9 protein-coding genes and 5 tRNA genes are annotated in these 13,886 nt (G+C 59.4%); 13 read left to right on the top strand and 1 reads right to left on the bottom strand.

What is annotated here, in order from left to right; all coding sequences use genetic code 11:
* Window positions 1-44 precede the first annotated feature (44 nt).
* Window positions 45-947: a squalene synthase HpnC gene (gene hpnC, locus PQV96_RS08000; protein ID WP_273624963.1), complete on the bottom strand. Its 903-nt coding sequence runs from the start codon at window positions 945-947 to the stop codon at window positions 45-47.
* Between the two features lie 327 nt (window positions 948-1,274).
* Between hpnC and PQV96_RS08005 the strand changes: the two genes are divergently transcribed.
* The 13 genes from PQV96_RS08005 to PQV96_RS08065 all read left to right on the top strand — a co-directional run bounded on the left by PQV96_RS08005 (window position 1,275) and on the right by PQV96_RS08065 (window position 13,875).
* Complete coding sequence (locus PQV96_RS08005) at window positions 1,275-2,456, top strand: efflux RND transporter periplasmic adaptor subunit (RefSeq protein ID WP_082758739.1); 1,182 nt, start codon at window positions 1,275-1,277, stop codon at window positions 2,454-2,456.
* A gap of 8 nt (window positions 2,457-2,464) precedes the next feature.
* The gene (locus PQV96_RS08010; protein ID WP_066695020.1) at window positions 2,465-5,638 is read left to right on the top strand and encodes an efflux RND transporter permease subunit; all 3,174 of its coding nucleotides are present in this window, start codon (window positions 2,465-2,467) and stop codon (window positions 5,636-5,638) included.
* 104 nt (window positions 5,639-5,742) lie between these two features.
* Window positions 5,743-5,829 (top strand) — tRNA-Leu (locus PQV96_RS08015).
* A gap of 75 nt (window positions 5,830-5,904) precedes the next feature.
* Window positions 5,905-7,215, top strand: a complete 1,311-nt coding sequence (gene tig, locus PQV96_RS08020) for a trigger factor (RefSeq protein ID WP_207374762.1) — start codon at window positions 5,905-5,907, stop codon at window positions 7,213-7,215.
* Between the two features lie 123 nt (window positions 7,216-7,338).
* On the top strand, window positions 7,339-7,947 hold the full coding sequence (gene clpP, locus PQV96_RS08025; protein ID WP_044402533.1) for an ATP-dependent Clp endopeptidase proteolytic subunit ClpP: 609 nt from the start codon (window positions 7,339-7,341) through the stop codon (window positions 7,945-7,947).
* A gap of 95 nt (window positions 7,948-8,042) precedes the next feature.
* A complete protein-coding gene (gene clpX, locus PQV96_RS08030; protein ID WP_066695023.1) occupies window positions 8,043-9,308 on the top strand; it encodes an ATP-dependent Clp protease ATP-binding subunit ClpX in 1,266 nt (421 codons plus the stop codon).
* A gap of 127 nt (window positions 9,309-9,435) precedes the next feature.
* Entirely contained in the window at window positions 9,436-11,862 is a 2,427-nt protein-coding gene (gene lon / locus PQV96_RS08035) for an endopeptidase La (protein ID WP_207374761.1), read from the top strand.
* Between the two features lie 83 nt (window positions 11,863-11,945).
* A tRNA-Gly gene (locus PQV96_RS08040) sits at window positions 11,946-12,021 on the top strand.
* 54 nt (window positions 12,022-12,075) lie between these two features.
* Window positions 12,076-12,149 (top strand) — tRNA-Cys (locus tag PQV96_RS08045).
* A 131-nt stretch (window positions 12,150-12,280) separates the two neighbouring features.
* Window positions 12,281-12,356: transfer RNA gene (locus tag PQV96_RS08050), tRNA-Gly, on the top strand.
* A gap of 148 nt (window positions 12,357-12,504) precedes the next feature.
* Window positions 12,505-12,596 (top strand) — tRNA-Leu (locus PQV96_RS08055).
* Window positions 12,597-12,609: 13 nt separating this feature from the next.
* A complete protein-coding gene (locus tag PQV96_RS08060) occupies window positions 12,610-13,236 on the top strand; it encodes a DUF6806 family protein (RefSeq protein ID WP_207375469.1) in 627 nt (208 codons plus the stop codon).
* 114 nt (window positions 13,237-13,350) lie between these two features.
* Window positions 13,351-13,875, top strand: coding sequence for a M48 metallopeptidase family protein (locus tag PQV96_RS08065; protein ID WP_207375468.1), 525 nt, complete (start codon window positions 13,351-13,353; stop codon window positions 13,873-13,875).
* Window positions 13,876-13,886 lie beyond the last annotated feature (11 nt).

A 13,886-nucleotide genomic window follows, 5' to 3' on the forward strand; every position in this document is an offset into this window, starting at 1 on the left:
TTGAAGCCGGCGGGTTAGCGCCCGTTGTGGGGCATAAATCTTTCTTACATTGCCACCGCGCGGGCCAGCATCACGATCCAGTCCGGGGCATGCAGGCGGGGGCGGGTGTGCAGGCTGCCGCCTTGAAGGGCGTCCACCTTGTCCAGAATGCGCAGGCCGCCTTGCACCACCAGGCGCAGCTCCCACCCCATGCGCCCGGGCAGGCGGCGTACCAGGGGTGCGCCTTGCACCATCAGGGCCCGTGCCCAGTCGGCGCTGTCTTGAATCAGCCGCGCATTCTGCGGCGTGGTCTGGCGTGCCAGCAGTTCGGCCTGGCTGGCGCCGTAGGCAGCGCAGTCGGCGCGGGGCAGGTAGTGGCGGCCGCGCGGAATGTCCACGCTCAAGTCCTGCCAGAAATTGGCCAGCTGCAAGGCCGTGCAGATGGCGTCACTTTGCTGCAGTGCCTGGGCATCGCTCACGCCATACAGGTGCAGCAGCAAGCGGCCTACCGGGTTGGCAGAACGGCGGCAGTAGTCCAGCAGTTCTGCCCGGTCGGCGTAGCCCTCGGCGTCACGCGTCTTTTCCACGTCTTGGGCGAAGGCGCTGAGCAGGTCGGCCAGCAGGTTCACAGGCAGCTGGTGCTGTTCGATCACGGCGCGCAGCGGAAGAAACACCGTCTCCCAACGCTCCGATGGTGCGTGCCCCAGGGCGACAGCTTGCAAGTCGGCCTCGAACGTTGCCAGGTCTTGCAGGCGCTGCGCTGGCGGGGCGTCGCCTTCGTCGGCAATGTCGTCGGCGGTGCGTGCAAAAGCGTAGATGGCCCGAATGGGCGGGCGCAGGCGGGGCGGGCACAGCAGCGACGCCACCGGAAAATTCTCGTAGTGCGTGACTGCCGCTGCGGCCTGGGCCGCTGGGGCGGCCAAAGGGGTCGCAGAAGGGGCAGGGGAAGAGCGGTTTTCAGGATTCATGGCGGCGTGGATTGTCGCTTGACAATGCCCGGGCCTTCTCATAGATTACTAACCGGTCAGTCAGTAGCTGTTTCGGCACTGTCTGACCAGGGCTGATTGACGGCCTCTCTCCTGAATAAATCACCGCTTTTGCAGCCCCGAAACAAGGGGTGGTTCCCGGTTGCGCCTGTCGCGCCGGTCCATCGCTGTGGCGTGCACGACTGTGTTGTCGTGCCCTATCGCGTGATTTGCCGGGGGAGGGGCTCATCGGCTTTGGCCTGGGCGCAGAGCAAGGGGCAGTCCACCTTGCACCGCCCGGTCACACCATTTTTCATCACTGGATTTTCCATGCGTACACCTTCCGCTTCGCGGCCATTTCACGGGTTTCACAGGTATCTCACGCTTCTGGGCGCAGTGGCGCTGATGACCGCTTGTTCGCGGCCTGCGCCGCCACAGGAGCCCGTGCGTGCCGTCAAGTTGATGACGGTGGGAGTGGGGGCGTTGGAGTCGCAGCTGGAATATGCGGGTGAGGTGCGTGCCAGGGTGGAATCCCGCCTGGGCTTTCGCGTGGCCGGCAAGATTGTGCAGCGCCAGGCCGAGCTGGGCCAGCGTGTGAAGGCTGGCGATGTGCTGGCGCAGCTGGATCCCAAGGACTACCAGTTGGCGGCTGAGGCTGCCCGCGCGCAGTTGGCAGCAGCCACCACCCAGCGCGACTTGGCGGCGGCCGACTACAAGCGCTACGCAGCGCTGAAAGACCAGAATTTCATCAGCGGCGCCGAGCTGGAGCGGCGCGACACCGCCCTGAAGGCCGCGCAGGCCACGCTGGACCAGGCCCAGGCGCAACTGGCTTCGCAAGGCAACCAGGCCGCCTACACGCGGCTGGTGGCCGATGCGGCTGGCGTGGTGACCGGCATTGATGCTGAGCCAGGCCAGGTGGTGGCGGCAGGTGCGCCCGTGGTTCGCATCGCCCAGGACGGCGCGCGTGATGTGGTGTTTGCCGTGCCCGAAGACAAGGTATCCGCCATGGCCCCCGGCCAGGAAGTGGCCGTGCGTGGCTGGGCCAATGGCAAGACGTTGACAGGCAAGGTGCGTGAAGTGGCCGCCAGTGCCGACGCTGCCACCCGCACCTTCCAGGTCAAGGTGGCCATCGACCGCGCCGAAGCGCCGGCTTTGGGCTCCACTGTGTACGTCACCCCCAAGGCGCTGAGCCATGCCGGCACCCCCGCCATCAAGCTGCCCACCACGGCCTTGCGCCAGGAAGGGCAGTCCACCGCGGTGTGGGTGTATGACCCCGCCACCAGCACCATCAAGTCCCAGGTCATCCAGATTGCCACCGCTGATGGCAACGATGCGGTGGTGGCCTCTGGCCTCACGCCTGGCATGCAGGTGGTGGCCACCGGGGTGCATGTGCTCTCACCAGGGCAGAAGGTGACGGTATATCAGCCAAAAACGGCTGTAGCGCCCGTGAATCAAGCGCCAGCAGCTACTGATTCAGTAGCAAACGGTGCATCCCAGCCCGCTGCGAAGTAAGGCACACCATGAGCCAGAACCAACCAAAAGAGGGGTTCAACCTCTCCAAGTGGGCGCTCGACCACCCGGCGCTCACGCGCTACCTGATGGTCGTGCTGATGCTGCTGGGCTTCGCGGCCTATTTCCAGCTGGGGCAGGACGAAGACCCGCCGTTCACCTTCCGGGTGATGGTGGTGCGCACCTACTGGCCTGGCGCCACAGCGCAGCAGGTGGCCGAGCAGGTGACCGACAAGATCGAGCGCACGCTGCAGGAAGTGCCTTACGCCGACAAGATCCGCAGCTACTCCAAGCCAGGCGAGTCGCAGATCATCTTCCAGATCAAGGATTCATCGCGCCCGAACGAGGTGGCCAATATCTGGTACACGGTGCGCAAGAAGGTGGGCGACATGCGCTACACGCTGCCCACCGGCGTGCAGGGGCCGTTCTTCAACGATGAGTTCGGCGATGTGTATGGCGTGATCTACGCGCTGGAGTCCGAAGGCTTCAGCTACGCAGAGCTGAAGACCTTTGCCGACGATGTGCGCCAGCAACTGCTGCGCGTGCGCGATGTGGCCAAGGTAGAGCAGTTCGGCGTGCAGGACGAAAAGCTGTTTGTCGAAATCTCGCAAAAGCGCCTGTCGCAGCTGGGGCTGGATTTCAACCAGGTGCTGGCCCAGCTGGGCCAGCAAAACGCCGTGGAGTCGGCCGGGGCTGTGCAGACCCCGCTGGACCAGGTGCAGGTGCGTGTGGGCGGCCAGTTCAACGCCATTGAAGACCTGCGGGCCATGCCGATTCGCGGCCCTTCGGGCGCGCAGTTCCGCCTAGGTGATATTGCCGAGGTCAAGCGTGGCTACGTAGACCCAGCCACCGTGAAGGTGCGCCACCAGGGGCGTGAGGTGATTGCGCTGGGTATCTCGATGGCCAAGGGCGGCGACATCATTGCCCTGGGCAAGGCGCTGGAACAAGCCACGCAGCGCATCAGCAACTCGCTGCCAGCGGGCGTCAAGCTGGTCAATGTGCAAGACCAGCCCAAGGCCGTGTCCACGTCGGTCAACGAATTTGTGAAGGTGCTGATCGAAGCCGTAGTCATCGTGCTGGCCGTGAGCTTCATCAGCCTGGGCCTGCACAAGCGCCCTGGTAACCACCCGCTGTGGAAGCGCTGGTACATCGACCCCCGGCCCGGCCTGGTGGTGTGCATCACCATTCCCATGGTGCTGGCCGTGACCTTTTTGGCCATGTGGTACTGGGGCATTGGCCTGCACAAGATTTCGCTGGGCTCGCTCATCATTGCGCTGGGCCTGCTGGTGGACGACGCCATCATCGCCGTCGAAATGATGGTGCTGAAGCTGGAAGAGGGCTACGACAAGGTGCGCGCCGCCACCTTTGCCTATGAGCTGACAGCCATGCCCATGCTCACGGGCACCCTCATCACGGCTGCAGGCTTTTTGCCCATTGGCATTGCCAAGTCGATGACGGGTGAATACACCTTCGCGATTTTTGCCGTGACGGTGATTTCGCTGGTGCTGTCATGGGTGGTGTCGGTGTATTTCGTGCCTTACCTGGGCACGCTGCTGCTCAAGGTACCGCCCCATGTGCAGGCCGCCCAGGCCAACAAGGGCATTACCGACGACCCGCACGAGGTGTTTGACAGCCCGTTCTACACCGCCTTCCGGCGGCTGGTGGATTGGTGCGTGCAGCACCGCTGGATCACCATTGGCCTCACGGCCCTGACCTTTGCCCTGGGTATTGTGGGCATGGGCAAGGTGCAGCAGCAGTTTTTCCCGGATTCCAGCCGTCTCGAAATCATGGTGGAAGTCTGGTTCCCTGAAGGCACATCGTTTGCGGGCAACGAAGAGGTCACCAAGCGGGTGGAGCAACGCCTGCTGACCGAAGCCGGTGTGAATTCCGTGACCACCTGGGTGGGTTCGGGCGTTCCACGTTTCTATCTGCCGCTGGACCAGGTGCTGCCGCAAACCAACGTGTCGCAGTTCATCGTCTTGCCCAAGGACCTGGCGGTGCGTGAATCGCTGCGCATCAAGCTGCCCACGCTGCTGGCACAGGAATTTCCTGAAGTGCGCGGGCGCGTGAAATTGCTGCCCAACGGCCCGCCCGTGGCCTACCCCGTTCAGTTCCGCGTGATGGGTCCCGACCCGGTGGTGCTGCGTGAGCGTGCTGACGAGGTGAAGGCTGCACTGCGCGCCAGCCCCGACATGCGCGGCGTGAACGACAACTGGAACGAGTCCGTGAAAGTGCTGCGCATGGAGGTGGACCAGGACAAGGCGCGTGCGCTGGGGGTCAGCAGCCAGTCCATCGCCCAGGCCGCCAAGATCATGCTGGCCGGCTCGCAGATCGGGCAGTTCCGCGAGGGTGACAAGCTCATCGACATCGTGCTGCGCCAGCCGCTGGACGAGCGCAACGCCATTACCGATATCGGTAGCGCTTATCTGCCTACGGCCTCGGGCAAGTCCATCCCGCTCACGCAAATTGCCAAGCCTGTGTTCACCTGGGAGCCCGGTGTGATGTGGCGCGAGAACCGCGACTACGCTATCACGGTGCAGGGGGATGTGACCGAAGGCATGCAGGGCGCCACGGTGACGGCCGCTCTGCTGCCCGGTCTGCGCGAGATCGAAGCCCGCTGGCATGCGGCAGGGCAGGGCGGCTATCGCATTGAAGTGGCCGGTGCAGTGGCGGAAAGCTCCAAGGGGTCTGCATCGATTGCGGCAGGCATTCCGATCATGCTGTTCATCACCTTCACGCTGTTGATGCTGCAACTGCACAGCTTCAGCCGCGCCATGCTCGTCTTCCTGACCGGCCCACTGGGGCTGGCTGGGGTGGCTGGTGCGTTGCTGCTGTTGAACCGTCCGTTTGGCTTTGTGGCGTTGCTGGGGGTGATCGCCCTCATGGGCATGATCCAGCGCAATTCGGTGATCCTCATCGACCAGATCGAGCAAGACCGTGCGCGCGGCGTGCCTGCGTGGGACGCGATTGTGGAGTCGGCCGTGCGCCGTCTGCGCCCCATCGTGCTCACTGCCGCGGCGGCGGTGCTGGCCATGATTCCCTTGTCGCGCAGCGTCTTCTGGGGCCCTATGGCCGTGGCCATCATGGGTGGTTTGGTGGTTGCCACCGTGCTCACTTTGCTGGCTTTGCCAGCGATGTACGCAGCGTGGTTCAGGGTGCGTCGCCCGGCTCCTGAAGTACTTTGAAGAAAGGTTTCGGTCAGCTGCCCCGCACATCAGGGTAAAATAGAAGGTTGACCGATTTCACACAGGCGGCGAGCCGTGCTTGCCGCCTGTTTGTTTGTAGAACCGCGCGGGTGGCGAAATTGGTAGACGCACCAGGTTTAGGTCCTGACGCCAGCAATGGTGTGGGGGTTCGAGTCCCCCCCCGCGCACCATCCATGTGAGACTTTGCGGAACACGGCGCTGCTGCGCTGCAGCCAGCACGATCCACATTCATAAGAGGAATAGCCATGGCCGTTACTGTTGAAACCCTTGAAAAGCTCGAGCGCAAGATCACGCTGAGCGTGCCCGTTACCTTGATCCAGGCTGAAGTGGACTCGCGCCTGAAGCGCCTGGCCCGCACGGTCAAGATGGACGGTTTCCGTCCTGGCAAGGTGCCCATGAATGTGGTGGCTCAGCGCTACGGCTACTCGGTTCAGTACGAAGTGCTGAACGACAAGGTGGGCGAGGCTTTTGCCGTGGCTGCCAATGAAGCCAATCTGCGCGTGGCTGGTCAGCCCCGTATCACGGAAAAAGAAGGGGCCCCTGAAGGTCAAGTCACTTTCGACGCCGTTTTCGAAGTGTTCCCTGAAGTCAAGATCGCCGATCTGTCGGACGCCGAAGTCGAAAAGCTGTCGGCTGAAGTGACCGATGCAGCCATCGACAAGACCATCGACATCCTGCGCAAGCAGCGCCGCAGCTTCGCCCAGCGCGCACTGGACGCTGCCGCCCAAGACGGTGATCGCGTGGCGGTGGACTTCGAAGGCAAGATCGACGGTGAGCCCTTTGAAGGCGGCAAGGCCGAAGGTTTCCAGTTCCTGGTGGGCGAAGGCCAGATGCTCAAGGAATTTGAAGACGCTGTGCGCGGCATGAAGGCTGGCGAAAGCAAGACTTTCCCGCTGGCTTTCCCTGCCGATTACCATGGCAAGGACGTGGCTGGCAAGACTGCTGATTTCCTGGTCACAGTCAAAAAGATTGAGGCTGCTCACCTGCCCGAAGTGAACGACGCCCTGGCAAAGTCTTTGGGCATTGCTGACGGTTCCGTCGAAGGTCTGCGCGCAGACATCAAGAAGAACCTCGAGCGTGAAGTCAAGTTCCGTCTGCTGGCTCGCAACAAGCAAGCCGTGATGGACGCTCTGGTGGCCAAGGCTGAGCTGGATCTGCCCAACGCCAGCGTGCAAGCTGAAATCGCCCGCCTGATGGAGGGTGCCCGCGCCGAGCTGAAGCAACGCGGCATCAAGGACGCTGACAAGGCAGAAATCCCTGAAGACGTGTTCCGTCCCCAGGCTGAGCGCCGTGTGCGCCTGGGTCTGGTGGTTGCTGAGCTGGTGCGTGCCAACGAACTGCACGCCAAGCCTGAACAACTGAAGGCTCACATCGACGAGCTGGCTGCCAGCTACGAGAAGCCTGAAGACGTGGTGCGCTGGTACTTCGGCGACCGCCAGCGTCTGGCTGAAGTGGAAGCTGTGGTGATCGAAAATAACGTGACCGAGTTCGTGCTGAGCAAGGCCAAGGTGGTTGAAAAGGCCGTGTCGTTCGACGAACTGATGGGCCAGGGCTGAAGCCCTGCTGCTGGCCATTTCCTACGGAATTGAGCTGGCGGTAATGCCAACCAAGGGGCTTGTGCTTTTGCGCACAGGCCCCAATTCATTTCTGGGTACAGTACCTGCTTGACTGGAGAAAACATGAGCGCATTGGAAACACAAGGCCTGGGCATGATCCCCATGGTCATCGAGCAGTCTGGCCGTGGTGAACGGTCGTATGACATTTACTCGCGCCTGCTCAAAGAGCGCGTGATTTTCTTGGTGGGGCCTGTCAACGACCAAACTGCCAATCTGGTGGTGGCACAGTTGCTGTTCCTTGAGAGCGAAAATCCTGACAAGGACATTTCGTTCTACATCAACTCGCCTGGCGGTTCCGTCAGCGCAGGTATGGCGATTTTCGACACGATGAACTTCATTAAGCCCGACGTGTCAACGCTATGCACCGGCATGGCTGCCAGCATGGGCGCCTTTTTGTTGGCAGCAGGTGCCAAAGGCAAACGCTTTGCACTGCCCAACTCCAAGGTCATGATCCATCAGCCTCTGGGTGGCATGCAGGGGCAGGCCACTGAAATTGAGATCCACGCCCGTGAGATTCTCAAGACCCGTGAGCAACTGAACAAAATCCTGGCCGAACGCACAGGCCAGCCGCTGGAGAAGATCCAGCGCGACACGGAGCGCGACTATTTCCTGTCTGCCGATGAAGCCAAGGATTACGGCTTGGTGGATCAGGTGATCAGCCAGCGCGCCTGAACCCGGTAGCACACTGGGCGGCGTTTTCCCTTGGGGAAGACGCCGTTTTTATTTGGTTATCATCCCGACAACTTTCCGTAACAAGGCATTGCTCCATGGCCGAGAAAAAAGGCTCCTCCAGCGAAAAAACCCTTTACTGCTCCTTCTGCGGTAAAAGCCAGCACGAAGTCAAAAAGCTGATCGCTGGTCCTTCGGTCTTTATCTGTGATGAGTGCATTGACCTTTGCAATGAAATCATCCGTGATGAGTTGCCTGTGGGCGAGTTGTCCAAAGAAGCCCGCAGCGATTTGCCTACCCCGGCAGAGATCAAAAACAATCTCGACAACTATGTGATCGGTCAAGACGTAGCCAAGCGAACGCTTGCTGTGGCCGTGTACAACCATTACAAGCGTTTGCGTCACAAGGACAAGGCGCATAAGGACGATGTTGAGCTCTCGAAGAGCAATATCTTGCTGATTGGCCCCACGGGCTCTGGCAAGACTTTGCTGGCCCAGACACTCGCGCGCATGCTGGATGTGCCTTTTGTCATGGCCGATGCCACCACGCTGACCGAAGCTGGCTACGTGGGCGAGGACGTGGAAAACATCGTGCAGAAGCTGCTACAGAGCTGCAATTACGATGTGGAGCGTGCCCAACGCGGCATCGTTTACATCGATGAGATCGACAAGATTTCTCGCAAGTCTGACAACCCGTCCATCACTCGTGACGTGTCTGGTGAAGGCGTCCAGCAGGCATTGCTCAAGCTGATCGAAGGAACCATGGCGAGCGTGCCTCCCCAAGGCGGCCGTAAGCATCCCAACCAGGATTTCTTGCAGATCGACACGACCAACATCTTGTTCATTTGCGGTGGTGCGTTTGCCGGTCTGGAGAAGGTCATCGAAAACCGTACCGAGGCTTCTGGCATTGGTTTTGGTGCGGCAGTGCGCAGCAAGAAGCAGCGGTCGCTGACGGATGTGTTCCAGGAGATCGAACCTGAAGACCTGATCAAGTTCGGCATCATCCCTGAGCTGGTAGGCCGTATGCCTGTGGTGACAGCACTGGCTGAATTGAGCGAAGACGCCCTGGTCCAGATCCTGACAGAGCCCAAGAACGCGCTCGTCAAACAGTACAGCAAGCTCCTCTCCATGGAAGGTGTGGAGTTGGAGATTCGCCCAGCGGCCTTGAAGGCAATTGCGCGCAAGGCGTTGGCACGCAAGACGGGTGCGCGCGGTTTGCGATCCATCCTGGAGCAATCGCTCATTGGCACCATGTTTGACTTGCCCAACACCAGCAATGTTGAAAAAGTGGTTGTTGACGAGGCAACCATCGAAGAGAACAAGCCGCCGCTTCTCGTGTACCGCGAAGCGGCCAAGAAGGCCTGAGATGCCCGGTACGGGCGTGCACCCTGCAGCCCTTTCTTTCAGCAACCCTTGCGCCAGTGCGGCTGCGTGCAAGGGTTGAAAATCCCCATATGTGGACCATATTCCACAGAGTTAACTGAGGATTTCCATGTCCGGACATACCCCCCTCCCAGCCACTCCCCTTGACCTCCCACTGTTGCCCTTGCGTGATGTGGTGGTGTTCCCCCATATGGTCATCCCGCTGTTTGTGGGAAGACCCAAAAGCATCAAGGCGTTGGAGTTGGCCATGGAAGCCGAGCGGCGCATTATGTTGGTCGCCCAGAAGGCAGCCGCCAAAGACGAGCCTTCGGTGTCTGATATGTTTGATGTCGGCTGTGTCTCGACCATCCTGCAGATGCTCAAACTTCCCGACGGCACCGTCAAGGTGCTGGTGGAAGGCCAGCAGCGTGCCTTGGTCTCCTCCATAGAGGATGCAGAAACCCATTTCAACGCTACGGTGACGCCAGTTGCCCCTGCTGCTGACGAAGCCAAGTCGAGTGAAATTGAGGCTTTGCGTCGAGCAGTGATGCAGCAGTTTGACCAGTACGTCAAGCTGAACAAAAAGATCCCACCCGAGATTTTGACGTCGATCGCCAGCATCGATGATCCGGGCCGGTTGGCCGACACCATTGCGGCTCATCTGCCTCTGAAGCTTGAGAACAAGCAGGTGGTACTGGACCTCTCCGATGTGAAGGCTCGCCTTGAGAATCTGTTCGAGCAGCTTGATCGTGAAGTCGACATCCTGAACGTTGACAAGAAAATCCGTGGGCGCGTGAAGCGCCAGATGGAGAAGAACCAGCGCGATTTCTACCTGAATGAGCAGGTCAAAGCCATCCAGAAGGAATTGGGTGAGGGCGACGACGGCGCGGACATCGAAGAGATTGAGAAGAAGATCAAGCTCGCCAAGATGCCTGCCGAGGCTCGCAAGAAGGCGGAGGCTGAACTGAAGAAGCTCAAGCTGATGTCTCCCATGTCTGCGGAGGCGTCGGTCGTGCGCAATTACATCGATGTGCTGACAGCTTTGCCTTGGGCTAAAAAGACCAAGATCAAGCATGATTTGGTCAACGCCGAAGGTGTCTTGAACGAAGACCACTTTGGTCTCGACAAAGTCAAAGACCGCATCCTTGAATACCTTGCTGTGCAGCAACGCGTCGACAAGGTCAAGGCGCCTATTCTGTGTCTGGTAGGGCCTCCAGGGGTGGGCAAGACTTCGCTCGGACAGTCGATTGCCAAAGCCACTGGGCGCAAGTACGTACGCATGGCGCTGGGCGGTATGCGGGACGAAGCCGAAATTCGCGGGCACCGGCGCACCTACATCGGGGCCTTGCCTGGGAAGGTGCTCCAAAGCTTGTCCAAGGTGGGAACGCGCAATCCGCTGTTCCTTTTGGATGAGATCGACAAGCTTGGCACAGACTTCCGAGGCGATCCATCCAGCGCGCTGCTTGAGGTGTTGGACCCGGAGCAGAACCACACATTTGGCGACCATTACGTAGAGGTTGACTTCGACCTGAGCGACGTGATGTTTGTGGCGACGTCCAACTCGATGAACATTCCTCCTGCACTGCTGGACCGGATGGAAGTGATTCGCTTGTCGGGATACACCGAGGACGAGAAGACCAACATTGCCATGCGCTATTTGTTGCCCAAGCAGCTGAAGAACAACGGCGTCAAGGACGAAGAGTTGTTGATTACCGAAGCTGCGGTGCGCGACATGGTTCGCTACTACACCCGTGAGGCGGGTGTGCGCTCGTTGGAGCGGGAGTTGTCCAAGATCTGCCGCAAGGTGGTGAAGGGCTTGCAGCTGAAAAAGCTCACGCCTCAGGTGGTGGTCACGGAAGACAACTTGCCCGATTACCTGGGTGTTCGCAAGTTCACCTACGGGCGCGCTGAGCAACAAAACCAGATCGGCCAAGTGGTCGGATTGGCCTGGACCGAGGTGGGTGGCGACCTGCTCACCATCGAAGCTGCGACCATGCCAGGCAAGGGAGTCATTACTCGCACAGGATCACTGGGTGATGTGATGAAGGAATCCGTGGAAGCTGCGCGAACGGTTGTGCGCAGCCGGGCCCGGCTCTTGGGCATCAGGGATGAAGTGTTTGAAAAACGGGACATTCATATCCACGTGCCGGATGGCGCCACGCCGAAGGATGGCCCGAGCGCAGGCGCTGCAATGACCACTGCATTTGTCTCTGCCCTCACAGGCATTCCTGTTCGTGGAGATGTTGCCATGACGGGTGAGATCACCTTGCGTGGTGAAGTCACGGCGATTGGCGGGTTGAAGGAAAAATTGCTGGCGGCCTTGCGTGGCGGCATCAAGACCGTGTTGATCCCGGAAGAGAACGTCAAGGATCTGCAGGAGATTCCCGAGAATGTGAAAAGCGGACTCGAGATCATTCCTGTGAAGTGGATTGATAAGGTTCTTGAGGTGGCGCTGGAGCGCAAGCCCGTCCCCCTGTCAGACGAGGAGGCAGCGGTTGCTGCAGTGACGGCAGACAAAACTTCTCCGGCAGTCAGTAACGATTCTTTGAAGCACTGAAGTTTTTTTCGAAAACCTCCAAAAAATGCGCTACAATTCATTCCATCGCAGCAAACGTTGTAGAATGTAAGGCTTCGATAAATGCGGGAATAGCTCAGTTGGTAGAGCGCAACCTTGCCAAGGTTGAGGTCGAGAGTTCGAGACTCTTTTCCCGCTCCAATTTCCAAAAAAGGGAAGCTTCAGCTTCCCTTTTTTGCCAAGGCAGTGGTTTCTGGCGCGGTAGCAAAGCGGTTATGCCCCGGATTGCAAATCCGGTTAGTCCGGTTCGACTCCGGACCGCGCCTCCAAGATGCGGCTGACTTGCTGAAGTAACTTGAGTTGCTTCAGAGAGTTGGAAAAATTTTTGAAATTTCATGGAAATTCAAAAATTGTGTTATAATTTAAGTCTTGCTGATGCACTAAAGTGTTGATGCAAAATGCGGGAATAGCTCAGTTGGTAGAGCGCAACCTTGCCAAGGTTGAGGTCGAGAGTTCGAGACTCTTTTCCCGCTCCAAATTCAAAGGGAAGCTCAGGCTTCCCTTTTTTATTGGTGCAGCGCAATCATCCAATCTTCAGGGATTGCGTTGCTCTTGTTCGATGGGACGTTGCTCTGCGGCGACGTCCGGGTTACGCTGCCGGGCAACACGCACTCGGTGGCTGGCGCCCCGATGGTGAAATTGGTAGACACTGCGGACTTAAAATCCGCCGCTTCCTGAAAAGGGGCGTGCCGGTTCGATCCCGGCTCGGGGCACCATTACGATTCAATCATGTCAAGTTACAACGCTCCCTTCGAAATTCATGTCCACGGGCAGGTGCAGTTGCGGGCAGATGCCAGTTTCGAGCAACTGCAGGATGCCTTGAAGCCTTTGTGGAAATATGCAGGAGCGCGTTCTCTCGCTGACGGCGCCACCAGTGCCTATGAAGAAGAACCTGGCATCAAGTTCGACCCTAAAGAGCACCTTCTGCAGATTTGCTGGACCGTGCGGGGGGATGAAGATTTTCGCCAGACACTCGACGAGATGTGCATGAACCTCAACGAACTTTGCGAAACAGGAGCTGCCCTGGAGGTGACCTTCTACGACGCAGAGTTTGAAGAAGAGGACGGTCAAGACGGCGCCGAATCCCGTGACGATTTTGTGATGCTATTCGTTGGGCCCACACCGGCTGCCATCATGCAAGTGCAGCGCGATCTGCTGGTGCAAGACGTGGTGAACATGATGGAGCGCCACTTTGATGGCGCTGAGCTGGGTGGCGTGGTCGCCGAGATCGACAAGCTGTTCACGCAGCGTTTTAATGCACTGGTGAACTCGCTGGAAATTGGCAAGCCCCCAAGGGGCCCTGGTGGCTCTGGCAGTGGGCACGGCGGTGGTCGTCGCCCCCGCCATTTGCATTGAGACCCTGGCGGCAGGTGAAAAGACTCGGACGTTTTGTGCGCTCGGGTAAGGCCTTTCACGAAAATGGCCTGCCTGCACAGTGTTCCCGGGCGCTGCCATTGTTTTCAGTCATCCATGGCTTCTGATCTTCCGTATCTGCGCGCCTATCCTGTGGCGCTGCAGGAGCAGGCACGCGATTTGTTGGAGCAGGGGCAACTGGCAAACGTGCTGCTGCGCAAGTATCCCCAGCCCCACAGCGTACGCAGCGACAAGGCCCTGTACGACTACGTGCAAGAGCTGAAGACTCGTTACTTGCGCAACGCTGGTACGGTCAACAAGGTGCTTTTTGACAACAAGATCCACGTGGTGCGCAATGCCTTGGGCTTGCACACTGCGGTTTCGCGGGTGCAAGGAAGCCGCCTTGCGGCCAAGCATGAAATTCGCATCGCCTCGATTTTCAAGCAGGCTCCTGATGAGTTTCTGCGCATGATCGTGGTCCACGAATTGGCTCACCTGCGTGAAAAGAACCACGACAAGGCGTTTTACCAGTTGTGCAGCCACATGGAGCCGCAGTATCACCAGTACGAGTTTGACCTGCGCCTGTACCTCACACACATGGAGCACGCAGGTGCCCGGTTGTGGGGCGATGAGCTTGTTTGAAATTGTTGGTT

The sequence above is a fragment of the Acidovorax temperans genome (assembly GCF_028596105.1).
In the GTDB taxonomy this organism is placed as follows: domain Bacteria; phylum Pseudomonadota; class Gammaproteobacteria; order Burkholderiales; family Burkholderiaceae_C; genus Acidovorax; species Acidovorax temperans.